The organism is Streptomyces sp. GC420, assembly GCF_009916105.1.
GTDB lineage: Bacteria > Actinomycetota > Actinomycetes > Streptomycetales > Streptomycetaceae > Streptomyces.
This window is the reverse complement of record NZ_JAAAXQ010000163.1, coordinates 1-16,779: the sequence shown is the minus strand read 5'-3', so window position 1 is coordinate 16,779 and position 16,779 is coordinate 1. Positions and strand designations below refer to the sequence as shown.

Here is a 16,779-nt window from a genome sequence, read left to right as displayed (position 1 = left end):
ATCGACGGCCGGGCCGCCGGGGCGGGAACCGTCTCCTCCGCGTCCTCGGCCGGGCACTCCATCGTCCGCGGCAGCCGCAGCGCCGCCAGCGCGCCCAGCAGCAGCAGGCCCGCGCTGACCACCAGTGTCACGTGCAGCCCGTGCACGAAGGAGACCCGCGCGGCCTCGCGCAGGGACTCCCCCGCGGTACCGCCGAGCTGCCGGGAGACCTCGTAGGCCTCGCCGAGCGAGTGCCGCGCCGCGCCCGAGGCGGCGGCGGGGACGCCGGGGACGTGCGAGAGTCCCGGCGCGTAGGCGGCGTTCATGACGCTGCCGAGCAGCGCGATGCCGATGCCCGCGCCGAGCTGGTAGGAGGTCTCGCCGATCGCCGCCGCGCCGCCCGCCTGCGTGGAGGACGCCTCGCTCAGCATCGACTCGTAGGCGCCGAACAGCGTCGTCTCCAGTCCGAATCCCAGCAGCACGAAGCCCGCCACGAGGATTCCGGGCCGGTCGTGCTGGCCCATGACGGTCAGGAACAGCACGGCGACCGCGGTGAGGACGAAGCCGAACGACACCATGGCGCGCGGCCCGAAACGGGCCAGCATCCGGGACCCGGCCAGACCCGCGGCCATCGCGGCGAAGGTGAGCGGCAGCAGCCGCAGGCCGGTCTCGAGCGGCGAGAGCCGGAGCACCAGTTGCAGATACTGCGCGGCGATCAGTTCCAGGCCGACCAGGGCCAGCATGGCGAGCACGATGCAGCCGACGGAGGTCCCGAACGCGGGCCTGGCGAACATGCCGAGGTCCACCAGCGGATGGCGCCGGCGCCGCTGGCGGCGGGCGAAGAGGAACAGCAGCACCGCGCCGGCGGCCAGCGAGCCCAGCGTCAGCGGGCTCAGCACGGCCCCGCCGCCCGCGCGCTTGACGCCCAGCACCACCCCGAAGAGGCCGAAGGCGGCCATCAGGGCGCCCAGCACGTCCCAGGGCCCGTCCTTGGCCCCGGTGGACTCGGGCAGCAGCCAGCGTCCCACCGGCAGGCTGACGAGCATCAGCGGGATGTTGATGAGGAAGACCGAACCCCACCAGAAGTGTTCGAGGAGGAAACCGCCGAGCAGCGGGCCCACGGCCGCGCCGATCGCGGCCACGGCGCTCCAGATGCCGATGGCCAGGGCCCGTTCGCGCCGGTCGGGGAAGACCTGGCGGAGGATGGAGAGCGTGGCCGGCATGATCATCGCGCCGCCGACGCCGAGCAGCGCCCGGGCGGCGATCAGCACGAGCGGGCTGTCGGCGAAGCCTGCGAGCGCTGAAGCGACACCGAACAGCGCGTAGCCGAGGAGCAGGATGCGGCGGCGCCCCACGCGGTCGCCGAGGGTGCCGAAGAGGATCAGCAGCGAGGCGCAGACCAGGGGATAGGCGTCGACGATCCACAGCAGGGCGATCGACCCGGGACGCAGGTCCTCCGTGACCGCGGGGATCGCCACGTGAAGCACGGTGGCGTCCACGGCGACGAGCAGCAGGCTGACGCAGAGGACGACCAGGACGAGCCAGCGGTTCGCGCCACCCCCGGCGAGCGGGCCGGAGCGGTGCCGGGGAGCGTCCGCGGACCGCGAGTTTCCGGTCGTGGCCGTCCCTGAGGACATGTACGTACCTCCCAGTGGAACTCTCGCGCATCGCTTCATTCCGGAGGGGACGTGTCCGGGTCCCGATGCGATGGGCGAGTGAGCCGACAGCGTACGCGAGTATCAGGCCACCGCGCGTGGCCGATCTCTCAGCGGGCGGCGCACCGGGTGTGGCGTGCACCACTCGCACATCCCCCGCGCACCGCTCGCGCATCCCCACGCACCACTCGGGGAGGCGTGACCCGGCAGCCGTGGACCGTGCGAGCCGGGGGCACGCCGTCACCGGATGCCGCGCCCGGGAGCGCGGGGCGGGCGTGCACGCGGAGCCGGGGGCGCCGGGAACGGGGGGCACGCCGGCCCCGGGAGGGCTCGCTCCGCCGCGCGCTCCCGCGTCCGGCGGGTCGCACACCGCACTCCCCAGTGCGGTACCGGAGAATTCCGTGCCATGCCCGCGGGAGGCAATTCCGGGCACGAATAGGGGCACCCCGAAGGATGCCTATTGAAATATTGGCCGAAGGTCACCTCATGAGGCTTGAATGGGCGGGTATTAAGCGCCGGGTGAGACATGGTCCACATCACATCGTCATCACAAACCCGCCCCGTCGGGCTGGTGGGACACTCACTCGCTGTAACGTCGATTGGGTGCGTACCGACCGAATCTTCGCCCGACTGGACCGGGAACCCGAGCCGCCGGAGATAGACCTGCCGCGGATGACCGCCACCCGCAAGGTCCTCTTCGGCTCCACGCTCGTGTTCTACGGCGCCATCGTCGTGGCGGTACTGACCACGTCCCGGCTCGTACGCCTGGACTGGCAGATCATGTTCTTCCGGCCGTACGAACAGTGGCCGCAACTCCACGCGTTCATCGACTACTACGTCGTGCTCGGCCAGCGCGGTCCCACGGCCGTGATGGTGACTGCCTGGCTCGGCTGGCGGTCCTGGCGGCAGCACACACTGCGTCCGCTCCTCGCACTGGGCGTCGCACTGCTGCTGCTCAACATCACTGTCGGTGCCGTGAAGTTGGGGCTGGGGCGGCTCGGCCCGCACTATGCCACCCAGATCGGATCCGCCGAACTGTTCATGGGCGGCGACATATTTCCCTCGGGGCACACCGCGAACGCCGTGGTGACCTGGGGCATCCTGGCCTACCTGGCCTCGACCCCGCGAACCAGACGCCACCTGTCCGTGGTCTCCGCCGTGGTCGCGCTCGGCGTCGGCGCCGCGACGGTCTACCTGGGCACGCACTGGGTCAGCGACGTGCTGCTGGGCTGGGCGGCCGGGCTGCTGATCGTTCTGGCCCTGCCCTGGTTCGAGCCGCTGATCGGCTTCGGCGAGGCCTGGATCTTCGAGCAGCGCGAGAAGTGGCGTGCGCGCCGCGCCGGGGCCTCCGCTCCCGCGGCGGCCCCCGGGAGCCCCGCGCCGGCCCCACGGCCCGCCGCGGTCGCGAGCGAGGCCTCACAGCCGCAGACCCTGCCGCAGACGCTGCCGCGCGAGAAGGTCGTCACCGTACGGCCCGCCGTCTCCGGCCCGCGCAGCCCCGCCCCGCACCTCGCGCCGCGGACGCACACCGTGCGTTCCGAACGCAGCCCGGTCACGCCGCCGGTCAGCCGCCGCCCGCAGCAGCACCCCGACCGGGTGTCCGCGCGCGGCACGTCGGCCGGCTCGGCCGCCGCCCGGCCGGTGGCCGGCGGCTGAGGTCCGCCGGCCGTCTCCCGTCGCCGGCGCGGGCGGACGGTACGCACAGCAGGCCCGCACACGAAGGCCCCCGGACTCGGAAGGAGTCCCGGGGCCTTCGCCGTGCCATGCGTACGAGCCAGGAGCGCGCGGGGACCGTGGGCCCGGAGCGCGGGGCGCGTGGCGCCGGGCGCGTGGCGCCGGGCGCGTCCGGGGCGGAGCCGCTCCGGACGGCGCCTGCCGCCGTGTGCGCAGGGTGACGGCCGCCCGCTCCGTCAGCCCTTCCAGCTGCGCCTCACCCGGCCCTCGTCGACCTCCAGGTTGAGCCTGCCGCTGCGGTACTCCATGGTGATGATCGCGCCGGGCGGCAGCTTTCTGACGGTGGTCCAGCCTCGTTCGCGGGCCCTCTCCTCGGCGGCCCCGGCCTCCAGGCCGACATATTCGTCCAGGTTGTCGGCGGGCTCTGCGGAAGGACTCGGTATCGGTGCCATGCGCCCACCGTAGGCCGCCCGAGGGCCCGGCCGGAAGCCCGGTTACCGCCCCCTGTCCCTCCGTGGTCACACTTGTGTCACAGGATCACGACACACGTTTATCGCCGCCACATTCACCCGAACGGGCAGTTCCGCACCCCGTTCGCGGGAATTGCCGGGAGCGGGCAGGGAAGGGTGAATGTCGGTCGCCGATTTGTTGCGCGACACCCGCCAGCATGCCGGTAATTCCCTCCCCCCGGGGGGGACCGGCGGGAGATTTCGGACCATGGGTATTTCACCGCCCGATCACAGAATCAGCACACGCGCTCTGTCGGATTGCGGCCACTGGCGACATCACGGCCCTGCCCGATGAAGCCCGGCACGCGGCCGCGGGCACACGACCGCCGGGACGCACGCGGCACAGCGAAGGGGGCCGAGCCGATGGCGACGGCACAGGGCGGGACAACGACCGCCGGCACGGCACCGCGTGCGGCGCGGCCGGGCCGGGTCGTCGTGAACTGGCTGACCACCACCGACCACAAGAGGATCGGGCACCTGTACCTGATCACCTCGTTCCTGTTCTTCCTGGTCGGAGGTGTCCTGGCGCTGGTGATGCGGGCGGAACTCGCCAGACCGGGACTGCAGCTGATCAGCAACGAGGAGTTCAACCAGGCCTTCACCCTGCACGGCACGATCATGCTGCTGCTCTTCGCGACCCCGACCTTCGCCGGTTTCGCCAACGAGATCATGCCGCTCCAGATCGGCTCCCCCGATGTGGCCTTCCCACGGCTGAACATGCTGTCGTACTGGCTGTTCCTCTTCGGCGGGCTGATCGTGCTCGGCTCCCTGCTGGTGCCCACGGGCCCTGCCGACTTCGGCTGGTTCGCCTACGCCCCGCTGAACAGCCTGGAGCGCTCCCCCGGTATCGGCGCCGATATGTGGATCATGGGCCTGGCGCTCTCCGGTTTCGGCACGATCCTCGGCGCGGTCAACTTCCTGGCCACGATCATCGGGCTGCGCGCGCCCGGGATGACCATGTTCCGGATGCCGGTGTTCACCTGGAACGTCCTGTTCACCTCGATCCTGATCCTGATCGCCTTCCCGGTGCTCGCGGCGGCACTGCTGGTGCTGGAGGCCGACCGGCGGTTCGGGGCGGTGGTCTTCGAGGCGGAGTCCGGCGGGGCGCTGCTGTGGCAGCACCTGTTCTGGTTCTTCGGGCACCCCGAGGTCTACATCATCGCGCTGCCGTTCTTCGGGATCATCACCGAGATCATCCCCGTCTTCTCGCGCAAGCCGGTCTTCGGTTACGTGATGCTGGTCGGCGCGACGATGGCCATCACCGCCCTGTCGATCGTCGTGTGGGCGCACCACATGTTCGCGACGGGTGCGGTGCTGCTGCCGTTCTTCTCGTTCATGTCGTTCCTGATCGCGGTCCCGACCGGAGTGAAGTTCTTCAACTGGACCGGCACCATGCTCAAGGGCTCGCTGTCCTTCGAGACGCCGATGCTGTGGGCGATCGGCTTCCTGGTGTCGTTCCTCTTCGGCGGGCTGAGTGGGGTGATCCTCGCCTCGCCGCCGCTGGACTTCCATGTGACCGACTCGTACTTCGTGGTCGCGCACTTCCATTACGTCGTCTTCGGAACGGTCGTCTTCGCGACCTTCGCCGGGTTCTACTTCTGGTGGCCGAAGTTCACCGGCAAGATGCTCGACGAGCGGCTCGGCAAGATCCAGTTCTGGACCCTGTTCACCGGCTTCCACACGACGTTCCTGGTTCAGCACTGGCTGGGCGCCGAGGGCATGCCCCGCCGTTACGCCGACTATCTGGCCGCCGACGGCTTCACCGTGCTCAACACCGTCTCCACGATCGGCTCGTTCCTGCTGGGCCTGTCGACGCTGCCGTTCCTCTACAACGTCTGGAAGACGGCGAAGTACGGCCGGAGGGTGACCGTCGACGACCCATGGGGCTTCGGGCGTTCGCTCGAGTGGGCGACCTCCTGCCCGCCGCCCCGGCACAACTTCCTGACGCTGCCGCGGATCCGGTCCGAGTCGCCCGCCTTCGACCTGCACCACCCCGGGTTCGCCGCGCGGCAGCCCGCCCAGCTCCCTCCGGAGTCCTTCCGCCGCCCGAGCCTGTCGGGCGACTGAGGCTCCTCCCCGGTCCCGCCACGCTCGCACCCGCGCCCGAAAGGCGCTCAGGGGCCCGCAACGGTCGCCAAAAGCCTCAGGAGCACCCGGGAGCCCTCAGGACCCGCTGCACGCGAAGCGGCGCAGGGCCCGCAGCACGTGGTCGCGCGTCGCGGCGCCGCCCAGGTGGCCCGCGTCCTCGACGACGATCAGTTCGGCGTCGGGCCACGCGCGGCTGAGCTCCCACGCGGTGTCGAGCGGCGCGCTCATATCGAGCCGGCCGTGGACCAGGACCCCCGGGATGCCCGCCAGCCTTCCTGCTTCCCGCAGCAGGACGCCCTCCTCGAGCCACGCGCCGTGGGAGAAGTAGTGCGCGCAGATGCGCACCATCGCCAGCCGTTCGGCCGCGGGGCGGTCGCCGTACGGGTTCGAGGCGCCGTTCGTCTCCCCGGACAGGACCGCGTCCTCCCAGGCGCACCAGTCGTTCGTGGCCCTGTCGCGCACGGCGGCGTCCGGGTGCTCCACCAGCCGGGCGTAGGCCGCGACGACGTCGCCGTCGCGCGGCGTGCCCGGGGCACCCGCGAGGAAGCGGTCCCACTGCTCGGGGAAGAACCGGCCGGCGCCCCGGTAGAGCCAGTCGATCTCCGAACGGCGGGTGGTGGTGACGCCGTTGATGACGATCTCGGACACGTGTTCCGGGTGCCGCTCGGCGTAGGCCAGGATGAGCGTGGAGCCCCAGGACCCGCCGTACAGCAGCCAGCGGTCGACGCCCAGGTGGTCCCGCAACCGCTCCATGTCGGCGATCAGGCGGGGCGTGGTGTTGTGCCGCATGTCCGTGCCCGGGTGGGCGGCGTGCGGGACACTGCGCCCGCAGCCACGCTGGTCGAACAGCACGATCCGGTACCGCTCGGGGTCGAAATAGCGGCGCGCTCGCGTACCGCACCCCGAGCCGGGCCCGCCGTGGACGACGAGCGCGGGCTTGCCCTCGGGGTTCCCGCATACCTCCCAGTACACGAAGTTGCCGTCACCGACGTCCAGCATCCCCGTCTCGTACGGCTCGACCGGCGCGTACAGCTCACCCATGGCTCCGGATCCCCTCACCCTGTACCGGCGGTTCCGGCACCTTACGGCACGACAGGTGGCTCAGAGTGCCTCGACGAGGACCGAGAGGTCGTTGTCCACGGTGTAGTACGGGCCGGCCGACACCGGCCCGTGCTTCGTGTCCAGCCGCTGCGCCGGGTACACGAAGATGTGCTTCCTGTCCGGTACGTCGTCCAGCAGCCGGGCGAGGCGGGCCTCGGGGCCCGCGTCGCCGCCCGGCCGCAGCCACAGGTCCCAGGGCCTGCGCTCGCCCTTCCGCAGCCCCGCCCGGGTGAGCGGGGCGAAGCCCAGGGTGAGCGTGAACTCCTCTCCCTCGACGGCCAGTGCGGCGCGGCGGGCCTCGCCCGGCTCGGTGCGGCAGCGTGCCTCGGCGCGGGCGCCCGGGCCGAAGGAGTACCCGTACAGCCGGCCCCGCAGGGACATCGTGCCGGACGCCAGGCGGATCTCCCCCGCCTCCGCGTGCGGGGCCCGCAGCCAGCTGCGCACGCTGAGGTTGCCGTTCCGGGTCGCATAGGGGATGCGGACCGCGACACCGCCGCGCGCGCCGCTCGGTCTGCGGTCGACGAGCGAACGCAGATCGTTGACGCGCGGCGCGAGCCGCACCGCCTCCGCGCCGTCCTCCGCCCCGCCCGGGTCGGCGTAGGCGTCCCAGCGTCCCTCGCCCAGCTCCATCGTGCTGGGCAGCACGGCCCGCAGCGCTCCCTCGCCCGCCGGGGTGAGCGGCAGCCGCACCTCGTCCCCCGCGTGGCCGCGCCGGCGGAGCACCAGTGCCGCGCCCCAGGTCTCGGTCACCCCGAAGTCCTCGACGTCGAAGGTGAGCCCGCCGGCCGAGTCGGCGACGCAGTCGGCATGCACCGGCGCGGGGGACGTCCGGCCGTCCGGGGCGCGGCGGCGCGCGGATATGCCGGTCATGCCGTTCGCCCTCTTGTCGGCGCGGCGAACAGCGAGCCCGCGGTCCCCGGCCGGCGCGGGCGGGGACCACGGGCGGTGCGGGCGGCGAGCAGTCCGCGGTAGAGCGACTCGTGGCGCTCGGCGATCCGCGCCGGGTCGAAGCGCGCGGAGCCGGCGAGCGCCGCCGCCGCCATCCGGTGGCGCAGGGCCTCGCCGGCCAGGTGGTCCGCGATCCGCCGGTCGGTGAGGGCGCTGTACTGCCGGTACCTCGCCTCGGCGCGCGGGAAGACCCGGGCGGGGCGCCGGTGCCGGGGGTCCTCGCCGTCGTACCCGGGACTCTCCTCGCGCAGATCGACGAGGTGGCGCAGCCGCACACCGGGCCCGGGTTCGAGGGCCGGTTCGTCGCGGTGGCGGCACACGGACACGATCTCCACGTCGTGCTGCTGCGCGAGGGTGCGCGCCGGGTTGCGGATCGTGCGGATCGTCCCGCCGATTCCGTACCCGTTGTGGATCAGGAATGAGATCTGCATGCCTCCCGCCCTTGGCTCTTGTCCGGCGGGACCGACGACGGTGCCGGAGGGTTGCCCGCGGACGACGGTTCGTCATGGTTCGTACGCGAGCTGCGGTACGTCGAAGCAGTTGTCGTTCATCTCGCCCTGGGTGACCCAGCCGCCCCGCTCGTCCCGCCAGCGGGCCACGGACAGGCAGGCGTTGCGGGTCTTCGGCGGCTCGGGCCACTCCTCGAACACGGCCGGCAGGAGCAGACCGTCCGCGGTGTAGGGCTCGTCCCGGTTCATGAAGCGCTCGACGCACTCCCGGGTGAGGTCCGCGCCGCAGGAGCGGGCCGCGTCGGTGAACCACATCGCGGCCGCCCAGCCCTCCAGCCGCCACTGTGAGAGCGTCTGCCCGCTCATCGCGTTCCGGAACTCCCTGACCGCGGGGTGTCCGCTGTCGTCGTAGTTGCGGCTGGAGCCCGTCACCCACAGGGAATTGCGGCACTGGTCGGCGTTGCGGTAGTCCCGGGGGACGGTCGAGGACCAGTTCTGCACATTGGTGACCTTGGCGGTGACCTCGGTGCCTTCGGCGTCCATCGCCTCGCACAACCGGGCGTTGCCGTGGGTGTCCATCGCGTCGAACACGAGGTCGGTCTTCCGGTCGCGCAGATCGGCGGCGACGGCACGGAAGTTGGGCAGCGCGAAGTCGACCTGCTCGGTGACCACCCGGTAGCCCTCGGCCTTCAGCCCCTGGGTGATCAGCCGGGCGTAGGCGGCGGACGCGGCCTGGTTGTACGAGACGACGGCGGCCGTCCTGGCGCCCTGTTCCTCCTTGAAGTAGCGGTAGGTCTCGGTGCCGCCGTACAACTTGCCGCCCCAGCCCGGCCGTCCGCCGTCGCGCGGGGACAGGCTGCCGTAGACGGAGTACAGGTGCGGATAGGTCTCGTACGCGGCGCCGACGGGCTGGCCGCCGATGTCGGGCACCCCTGCGGCGGAGACGCGCGGCGCGCCCGCGTAATCCAGGGCCGTGGTGGCGACCAGCGCGAACACCTCGCGCTCGTCGACGAGTTCGTGAACGCACTCGTTGTTGCCCACGCCACTGCCGCCGTCGTCGCAGGTGAGCACCCGCACCCGGCGGCCGTTGATGCCGCCGCGCTCGTTGACGCGCTCGAAGTACGCCTCGGCGCCGTCGCGGGGCCCGGTGAAGGCCTCGCCGCCGACCGGGCTGGTGGCGCTGGTGATGATGCCGACGCGGATCGGCTCTCCCCCGGCCGTGGTGGCCGGGGCCCGTGTGCGGGGCTCCTCGAAGTCGCTCTCGGGCAGCCTGCTGCCGCAGCCGGTGCTCAGGACCAGCAGCGCCGCGAGGACCACTCCCTCAGCAGCCCGGAACCGGCGTCGCATTGCCGCTCAGCCGGACCAGGGCGCACAGCGTCTTGGCGGAGACCTTCCACACCCCGTCCTGGAGGACGGAAACGCCCTTGGCGTCCGGCAGTGCCGTCTGGCCCTGCAGGGCCAGGTCGTAGGTGACGTCGGCGTCGGTGGGCGAGGTGAAGGCGACGTCGGTGACGGTGGCCTCGACCTCCTGGCCGCGCTGGTCGCCGCTGAATGCCTGGAGCACCGGGGTGAGCCGCTCGCCGTTCTCCAGCACCTCCGCCTTGTCCTCCATGGAGACGTCCGGGTCGAAGAACCTCGCCCAGTTCTCCTTGATCTCCTTCTCCGCGGCGGCCGGGTCGGCTGGCGCGCTCGCCGTCTCCTGCGTCTCCCCCGTCTCTTCGGACGGTGCGGCCGGGGCGCTCGTCGTCGCGGTGGGGCTCGGCGCGGGTTCGTTCCCGCCGCCGTCGTCGCCGCACGCCGCCACGGACGGAACCGTCAGCAGGACCGCGGCGGCCGCCCATGCGGCCATCCGCACCCTCGCCCGCCTGGCGCTTCTCCCGAGAACCATTGGCTCACCACCGGGTGTCGGACCGGGCCGCATACGGCTCGGTGCTTTCAGGGTCTGCTTACAAGGGGCATAGTGCAAGCCATCGGCCGGCATGGACAGTCGGACGGCACGAGCCGGTACGACCGGACCCGGACGTCCTCGCGAACCCCTGGGGGCCCGATGCGGACAGCCCGACCGCGGAGAGCGCGGAGAGCGCACCCGTTGCTGTGGGCCGGCTGGGCCTCGCTGGCCGCCGGCGCGGTGCTCTGTGTCGTCGGCTGGTACGGGGTGTCGGGCGAGCGCTTCGCCGAACGGCAGCTCCCCTATCTGGCCTCCTGCACGATCCCCGGCGCCGCGCTCGTCGTCGCGGGCGCGGTGCTGCTCGCACACGGCAGGCACGCACTCGCCACGGCGCGGGTGGAGCAGCTGTACGAACTGCTGGTGGCCGCCGGTGCGGAGCCCGAGGAGCCCTCCCCCGGCTCCGGGGAGGGCGGCGCGCCGAGGAGCGGGGAACTGCTGCTGATCCCGGGCGGGACCCTGCTGCACCGGGCGGACTGCCCGCTGGTCGAGGGGAAGCCGGAGGCGGTTCCCGCCGGTGCCCATGTACGGGCGGGCGGCGGGCCGGCGGCCTGCCCGATCTGTGAACCGCCCGTGGACGGGGCGCGGGGCGGCGCGGACGGCGGGTCCGTCCCCGCCGGGCAGGGCCGTCCCGGGACGGCCCTGCCCGGCGGGGACCGGCCCGGGACGGATCGACCCGGTACGGATCCGCCCGGTACGGATCCGCCCGGTACGGATCAGCGGGGGCCCGGAGCCGGTGGGCCGGGCGGTCCGGCACATGACGGCCCGCCGCCCTCGCCGCCCGCCGGGCCGGGGTCGTGACCGGCCGTGGCCTCGCTGACCTACGACCTCACGCTCGCCGGCCTCGCCGTCGGCAGTGCCGCGGCGCTCACCGGGATCGGGCTGATCGTCACCTACCGGGCGACGGGGGTGCTCAACCTCGCGCACGGGGCCGTTGCCATGTTCTGCGCGTACGTACTGCGACAACTGGCCGTCGAATGGGACTGGCCGCTGCCGCTCGCCGTCGCGGTGACACTGCTGGTGGTCGCGCCCGCGCTGGGGCTCGCCCTGGAACGGGCGGTGTTCCGGCCCCTGTCGCTCCTGGACGGTGATCCGGCGCGGACACTCGTCGCGTCGATCGGCGTCTTCGTGCTGCTGGTCGGCGGGGCGGCACTGCTGTGGGGGCCCGGCGCCAGGAACGACGCGCCGTCGGTGGTGTCCGGCGAGCCGTGGGGCCAGTTGGCCGCGGTGCTCGTGCTGGCGGTCGTGGTGTGGGCGGTCACCGGGTGGACGCGGTTCGGGCGGGAGCTTCGGGCGGTCGTCGACAACCGGGGGCTGGCCGTGCTGGGCGGAATCGACGCGGACCGGGTGGCCGCGGCGGGCTGGGCGTTCGGCTCGTCCACGGCGGGCCTGACGGGCGTCCTTCTCGCGCCGTATCTGCGGCTGGACCCGTACGGGCTGCCCCTGCTGGTCGTCGAGGTGGTGGCGGTCGCGGTCGCCGCGCGGATGCGGAGCCTGACGGTGGCCGTGGTGGTCGCGCTGGGCATCGGGGTCGCGCAGAGCCAGCTGACCCGGCTGCACCCGTCGGGGTGGGCGGAGCCGCTGGTCCAGGCGGTCGGGGCGAACCTGTTCGTCGTGGCGCTGCTGGTGGCCGCGCTGGTGCTGCCCGGGATCGGCACCGGGGACGCCCTGCCCCGTACGGCCTCGGCACGGGTCTCCACCCCGCCGGGGGCCTGGACGGTGGCGGGCATCCTCTTCCTCCTCCCGCTGGGCTTCGCGGGCTCCGACCTGCACACCTCGGTCCAGGTGCCGGCGCTCGCCGTGATCCTGCTGTCGCTGGTGGTCGTCACCGGCCGGGGCGGACAGATCTCGCTGGGCCAGGCGGCGTACGCGGGCCTCGGTGCCCTGTTCACGGCGCTGCTGGCGGCCGGACGGTTCCCGCTGCTGCCCGCCCTGCCCGAACTGACCGCCCTGGCGGTGGCGGTCCTGCTGGTGGCCCCGCTCGGCCTGCTCACCGGCTGGCCCGCCATCCGCCGCCACGGTCTCGCCCTGTCCCTGGCCACACTCGCCATCGGTGTCGCCATGAGCCGGTTCGTCTTCACGCAGCCGTACGCGACGTCGGGCCTCGGCCTCGGCCGGCCGGCGGGCTTCGCCGGCGACCGCGCGTACTACCTCCTCGAACTGGCCCTGCTGGGCGGGTCCCTGCTCGCCGTCGTCGCGCTGCGCCGGGGGCGCGCGGGGCGGGCGCTCGCCGCGATGCGGGACCACGAGGCGGGCGCGGCCGCCTCCGGCGTCCCCGTGCCCGCGCTGAAGGCCGGCGCGTTCGTCGCGGGTGCGGCGCTGGCCGCACTCGGCGGCGGCATGCTCGGCATGGGCGTCCGCGCCTTCGACCCCGGTGCCTTCGATCCGGTGCGCGGCCTGCTGTGGTTCGCCGCCGTCATCGTCCTCGGCTCCGACAGCCTCCTCGGAGCCCTGGCCGCCGCCGCCCTTCTGGTCGGCCTCGACGCGGGCACGCGCGGCGGCGTCGCGGCCGCCGTGATCGGCCTCCTCGCCCTCCTCGTCGGCCGCTTCCCCGGCGGCCCCTACGAGGCGCTGCGCGCCCTGACAGCCCGCCTGCGGCCACCTCCGCCCCGCCTGACCGCCACGGGTACCCGCGCCGCGGCCCGCCTGCGGCCGGCGCCGCTCTCCGGGCCGCGCCCCGCACCGCTCTCCGGGCGGCGCCCCGCACCGGACGCCGAGCCCGCCCCGGGCCCGGCAGGCGACGGGACGGCGCCCCGTCCGGACCGGTCCGGACGACACCCCGCGGTACCGGCGGGACAGCCACACGACGCGGCGGGCCGGGGCGACGGGTCCCGGCACGGCACGGCGCGCGGTCCGGCCTCCGGTTGGGGCGCCGCGACGGGCGGCGGGCGGCTGAGCGCCCGTGGGCTGTGGGTCGAGTACGGCGGCTTCGCCGCCCTGCGCGGCGTCGACGTGTCCGTCGTACCCGGCAGGGTCAGCGCCGTCGTGGGGCCCAACGGCGCCGGCAAGAGCTCACTGTTCGACTGCCTCTGCGGGACCGTGCGCCCCGTGGCGGGGCAGGTGCTGCTGGACGGGCGGGACATCACCCGCCGGTCCGCTCACGCACGGACCCGGCTCGGCATCGCCCGGACCTTCCAGCAACTGGCGGTGTTCCCCTCGCTGACCGTCGAGGAGAACGTACGGATCGGCGCGGAACAGGGACGGGTGCGCGATCCGGGCGCGGTGGGCCGGGCGCTGCGGCTGTTCGGGCTGGACGGCCCGGTGGCGGCACTGCCCGCGGCCGGACTGCCGACGGGCACGCTGCGCCGGGTGGAGCTGGCCCGCGCCCTCGCGGGAAGCCCGCACACCCTGCTGTTCGACGAGCCGTCGGCGGGCCTCGACACGGCCGAGGTGGCCTCGCTCGCCACGGTGCTGCGGGCACTCGCCGCCGACGGCACGGCGCTGCTCGTCGTCGAACACGACATCGACCTGGTCGCCGGGCTCGCGGACATCGTGCACGTCATGTCGGCGGGTCGCATCGTCGCATCGGGCCCCGCCCACCGTGTCCTGGCGGGGGTGGCCTCATGAGCGTCGAGATCGCGCTGCGCGCCGCCCGCGTACGCTACGGACCCCTCGAAGCCCTGCACGGTGTCGACCTACCGGTGCCGTGGGGCGCGGTGACCGTCCTGACCGGGCGCAACGGATCGGGGCGTACGACGGCCCTGCGGGCGTTCGCCGGGGTCGTGCCGCCGTCGGCGGGCCGGGTGGTGTGGCGAGGCAACGACGTGACCCGGCTGGGCGCGCACGAGCGGGCCCGGCGGGGACTGTGCTTCGTACCGGACAGGGGCGCGGTGTACGGCACGCTCACCGTCACCGAGAATCTGGAACTTTCGGCGCGGGGGAGGGACTTCACGCCCGCGCTGGACGCCTACCCGGAGCTGCGACCGCTCCTCACGCGCCGTGCCGGCACGCTGTCGGGCGGCGAACAGCGGATGCTCGCGGTGTCCCGCGCCCTGCTGTCGGGCGCCAGGGTCGTGCTGGTCGACGAGCCCGCACAGGGCATGTCCCCGGCGGTCGCGTCCCGGACGTACGCGCTCCTGCGTGCCCTGGACGCGGCCGTGGTGCTGGCCGAGCAGCGGGTGCCGCACGGTCTGCGACGCGGCCCGGGGCGGCCGGTCCTCGTCCACGAACTGCGGCGCGGCGCCGTGGCGTTCAGCGGCGAGGCCCCGGAGACCGCGGCCCGCACCGCACCGGGCTGATGCCACTCGGGGCGGGCCCGGAAAGCCAGGCCCGGCGTGGCTGGGCACGGCCCGCGGGGCCGAGCCATGTCCGGCCGCCGCTCTCGCACTCCGCGACGCAGTTCCACGGCCACCCGTCGGCCGCGCAGGCGTACGCCTTGGCGGGCGCCGGCGGCCCGGGGGCGGCCGGGGTCGCGGCGGCGCACGGCAGCAGGCCGCACCGGGCCGTGGCCCGGCTGAAGCCACCGGGGCCGGACAGTGCCCGCAGAGCCGAGCCAGGGCCGGCCCGGACAGCCCCGCCGGGCCCACACGGGCTGAGCCGGGTCAGGCGCTGCCGCACCGGGCCAGGACCCGGCTCGGCCGGACCCGACCCACGCCGCCGGGCCGGGGGCGCGCAGGGGTCAGGCGGTCGGCAGGGCGAGCCAGGTACCGATGGGGAGCCGGGCCGGATCGGGGCCGACTGCCTTGGCGTTGGCCTTGTAGAGGGCCTGCCAGCCGCCGGGGACCTTGTGCCGCTTGGCGATCGCGCTCAGCGTGTCGCCCTTGCGCACGATGTGGAAGCGGCCGGAGAGCCCGTAGCGCTTCGAACAGTCGGGCCACGCCTCCCAGCCCAGGCCGGCCAGCACGGATTCCGCGACCGTGATCTGCCGCGCCCGGGTGGCGAGGTCGGCGCGCGGGGCGTACGCCAGGCCGCCGTACTCCACCCACGTGGGCTGCCAGAACTGCAGTCCCCCGTAATAGCCGTTGCCGGTGTTGGCGTTCCAGCGGCCGCCGCTCTCGCACTCCGCGACGCAGTTCCACGGCCACCCGTCGGCCGCGCAGGCGTACGCCTTGGCGGGCGGCGGCGGCCCGGGGGCGGCCGGGGTCGCGGCCGCGGCGGCGCCGCACGGCAGCAGGCCGAGCAGTACGGCCGGCACAGCCGACGGCCACAGACCCCGGCGGAGGCGCCGGCGGGTGTTCGGCATCGGGTCACGCTAAGCGGCACCCCGCGCCGGTCCCCCGCGCCGCGCCCCTCGGGACCGAACGCCCACCCGGTCGGACGACCGGAGCGAGTCGCCCTTCGGGCGTGACCCCCGCCGCTGATCGGCCGTTGTTCTCTTCATGAGCCGGGAACCCCGCCCGGCACCGAAAAGCCGTACCGGCACAGAGCGGTACAGAGCGAACGAACCGCAGCCCAACGAGTCCCTAGGAGCCACCCCCGTGCCGCGCATGCTCGACGTCAGCGAGGACGTACGCGCCGAGATCGGCGACGAAGAAGCCGACCGGCTGCTCGCGGGCGACAACGCCCCGGGCAATTACGACTGCACTTCCTGTCGCACCCCCGGTGACAGCGAGAGGGACCGCACCAGCACGGTGCTGTTCGTCGGCGAGGAGACCGCCGTCCTCGCCTTCGCCCACGCCGCCTGCCTGCCCTCCCAGGTGGTGCCCGTTTCCGAGGAACAGCTGCAGGGCGCGGTACGCAGCATCACCGGAGCGGGAACGGGAGCCGAAGCCGGAAACGGTGCGGGAGCGGGAACCGGGACGGGCGCCGAAGCGGGAACGCCGGGCCTGCGGAGCACGCCCGCCGTTCCGGCGCAGACCGGCGTCGACCCCACGTCCGAGTGGGCGGTGCTCGGCGTCACGAGCGGGCTGGTGCTGGTCGGCGGCGAGATCCACCCGTCCCTGGTCCTGGAGCCCCAGACGGCGATCAGCCGGCCCGGATCCGACGGGAGCGCCGGTGACGAGTTCCTGACGCTGCTGCTGGAGCGCGGCTTCCGGCCCGTCGCCGACGTCAACACGGCGCCGCCGCCGCTGCCCGGCTGGTCGGTACTGGTGGCGATGGGCAAGCTGCACGCGGTGCTCCAGCCCGGCGCGGGCGGTCAGCCGGTGGCGTGGTGGCAGGCGCACGAGCCGATGCAGGTGACCGACGAGTGGCGGTCGGCGGTCAACCGGTCCAACAGGGTGCTGGTGTACGCCGTCCCCGTGGGGTCCGACACCCAGCAGCCCCGCGAGGACCAGCTGCGCGAGGCCCTGGACAAGGCGGCGGCGAACGGCCGCCTGGTCGCCGTCTCGATGCCGCTCGCGGGCACCTGACCCACGAGGCCGTCTCGATGCCGCTCGCGGGTGCCCGGGCCCCTGACCCGCCCGGGCACTCCGGCGCGAGACCCGCGCAGGAGGTCGCGCAGCTCCCGTGAGCGCCGGTCCTGGCGCTCCGCCCGGACCCACCCCCACGTC

General features: G+C 73.8%; 13 protein-coding genes and 1 pseudogene. 6 read left to right on the top strand and 8 right to left on the bottom strand.

Annotation, left to right across the window (positions count from 1 at the left end; translation table 11 throughout):
• Positions 1–1,616 (bottom strand): MFS transporter (locus tag GUY61_RS20505; RefSeq protein WP_166631670.1); only part of this gene is annotated, 1,616 nt, incomplete at its 3' end.
• Positions 1,617–2,237: 621 nt separating this feature from the next.
• Here GUY61_RS20505 and GUY61_RS20500 point away from each other — a divergent pair.
• Positions 2,238–3,290, top strand: coding sequence for a phosphatase PAP2 family protein (locus GUY61_RS20500; protein WP_313896758.1), 1,053 nt, complete (start codon positions 2,238–2,240; stop codon positions 3,288–3,290).
• A 254-nt stretch (positions 3,291–3,544) separates the two neighbouring features.
• Here GUY61_RS20500 and GUY61_RS20495 read toward each other — a convergent pair whose 3' ends face one another.
• Positions 3,545–3,760, bottom strand: coding sequence for an I78 family peptidase inhibitor (locus GUY61_RS20495; protein ID WP_166631668.1), 216 nt, complete (start codon positions 3,758–3,760; stop codon positions 3,545–3,547).
• Between the two features lie 420 nt (positions 3,761–4,180).
• On the opposite strand from GUY61_RS20495, the gene ctaD reads away from it, so the two are divergent.
• A complete protein-coding gene (ctaD, locus tag GUY61_RS20490; RefSeq protein WP_166631667.1) occupies positions 4,181–5,884 on the top strand; it encodes a cytochrome c oxidase subunit I in 1,704 nt (567 codons plus the stop codon).
• 96 nt (positions 5,885–5,980) lie between these two features.
• On the opposite strand, the gene pip is transcribed toward ctaD, so the two are convergent.
• From pip to GUY61_RS20465, 5 genes are all read right to left on the bottom strand, one after another.
• Positions 5,981–6,946, bottom strand: coding sequence for a prolyl aminopeptidase (gene pip / locus GUY61_RS20485; RefSeq protein ID WP_166631666.1), 966 nt, complete (start codon positions 6,944–6,946; stop codon positions 5,981–5,983).
• Positions 6,947–7,006: 60 nt separating this feature from the next.
• A complete protein-coding gene (locus GUY61_RS20480; RefSeq protein ID WP_166631665.1) occupies positions 7,007–7,876 on the bottom strand; it encodes a hypothetical protein in 870 nt (289 codons plus the stop codon).
• A complete protein-coding gene (locus GUY61_RS41890; protein WP_398956237.1) occupies positions 7,873–8,385 on the bottom strand; it encodes a hypothetical protein in 513 nt (170 codons plus the stop codon). The genes GUY61_RS20480 and GUY61_RS41890 overlap by 4 nt, the downstream gene beginning before the upstream one ends.
• A gap of 72 nt (positions 8,386–8,457) precedes the next feature.
• A complete protein-coding gene (locus GUY61_RS20470; RefSeq protein WP_166631664.1) occupies positions 8,458–9,750 on the bottom strand; it encodes an ABC transporter substrate-binding protein in 1,293 nt (430 codons plus the stop codon).
• A complete protein-coding gene (locus tag GUY61_RS20465; RefSeq protein ID WP_166631663.1) occupies positions 9,725–10,252 on the bottom strand; it encodes a hypothetical protein in 528 nt (175 codons plus the stop codon). The genes GUY61_RS20470 and GUY61_RS20465 overlap by 26 nt, the downstream gene beginning before the upstream one ends.
• A gap of 198 nt (positions 10,253–10,450) precedes the next feature.
• On the opposite strand from GUY61_RS20465, the pseudogene GUY61_RS20460 reads away from it, so the two are divergent.
• From GUY61_RS20460 to GUY61_RS20450, 3 genes and pseudogenes are all read left to right on the top strand, one after another.
• Positions 10,451–10,918: pseudogene (locus tag GUY61_RS20460) on the top strand (hypothetical protein); the annotation flags it as partial.
• A gap of 237 nt (positions 10,919–11,155) precedes the next feature.
• Entirely contained in the window at positions 11,156–13,915 is a 2,760-nt protein-coding gene (locus GUY61_RS20455) for an ABC transporter permease subunit (RefSeq protein WP_166631662.1), read from the top strand.
• On the top strand, positions 13,912–14,586 hold the full coding sequence (locus GUY61_RS20450; RefSeq protein WP_166631661.1) for an ATP-binding cassette domain-containing protein: 675 nt from the start codon (positions 13,912–13,914) through the stop codon (positions 14,584–14,586). Before GUY61_RS20455 ends, GUY61_RS20450 begins: the two co-directional genes overlap by 4 nt.
• Before the next feature lie 380 nt (positions 14,587–14,966).
• Here the strand turns inward: GUY61_RS20450 and GUY61_RS20445 are convergent, their stop codons facing one another.
• Positions 14,967–15,530, bottom strand: coding sequence for a transglycosylase family protein (locus tag GUY61_RS20445; RefSeq protein ID WP_166631660.1), 564 nt, complete (start codon positions 15,528–15,530; stop codon positions 14,967–14,969).
• A gap of 235 nt (positions 15,531–15,765) precedes the next feature.
• Between GUY61_RS20445 and GUY61_RS20440 the strand changes: the two genes are divergently transcribed.
• A complete protein-coding gene (locus tag GUY61_RS20440) occupies positions 15,766–16,638 on the top strand; it encodes a hypothetical protein (protein ID WP_166631659.1) in 873 nt (290 codons plus the stop codon).
• The last annotated feature ends 141 nt before the right edge of the window (positions 16,639–16,779 follow it).

Excerpts from the sequence above, each read along its gene's own strand:
- GUY61_RS41890 (WP_398956237.1), bottom strand. The coding sequence starts at position 8,385 with ATGCAGATCTCATTCCTGATCCACAACGGGTACGGAATCGGCGGGACG.
- GUY61_RS20470 (WP_166631664.1), bottom strand. The coding sequence starts at position 9,750 with ATGCGACGCCGGTTCCGGGCTGCTGAGGGAGTGGTCCTCGCGGCGCTG.
- GUY61_RS20445 (WP_166631660.1), bottom strand. The coding sequence starts at position 15,530 with ATGCCGAACACCCGCCGGCGCCTCCGCCGGGGTCTGTGGCCGTCGGCT.
- GUY61_RS20495 (WP_166631668.1), bottom strand. The coding sequence starts at position 3,760 with ATGGCACCGATACCGAGTCCTTCCGCAGAGCCCGCCGACAACCTGGAC.
- pip (WP_166631666.1), bottom strand. The coding sequence starts at position 6,946 with ATGGGTGAGCTGTACGCGCCGGTCGAGCCGTACGAGACGGGGATGCTG.
- GUY61_RS20480 (WP_166631665.1), bottom strand. The coding sequence starts at position 7,876 with ATGACCGGCATATCCGCGCGCCGCCGCGCCCCGGACGGCCGGACGTCC.
- GUY61_RS20465 (WP_166631663.1), bottom strand. The coding sequence starts at position 10,252 with ATGGCCGCATGGGCGGCCGCCGCGGTCCTGCTGACGGTTCCGTCCGTG.
- ctaD (WP_166631667.1), top strand. The coding sequence starts at position 4,181 with ATGGCGACGGCACAGGGCGGGACAACGACCGCCGGCACGGCACCGCGT.
- GUY61_RS20450 (WP_166631661.1), top strand. The coding sequence starts at position 13,912 with ATGAGCGTCGAGATCGCGCTGCGCGCCGCCCGCGTACGCTACGGACCC.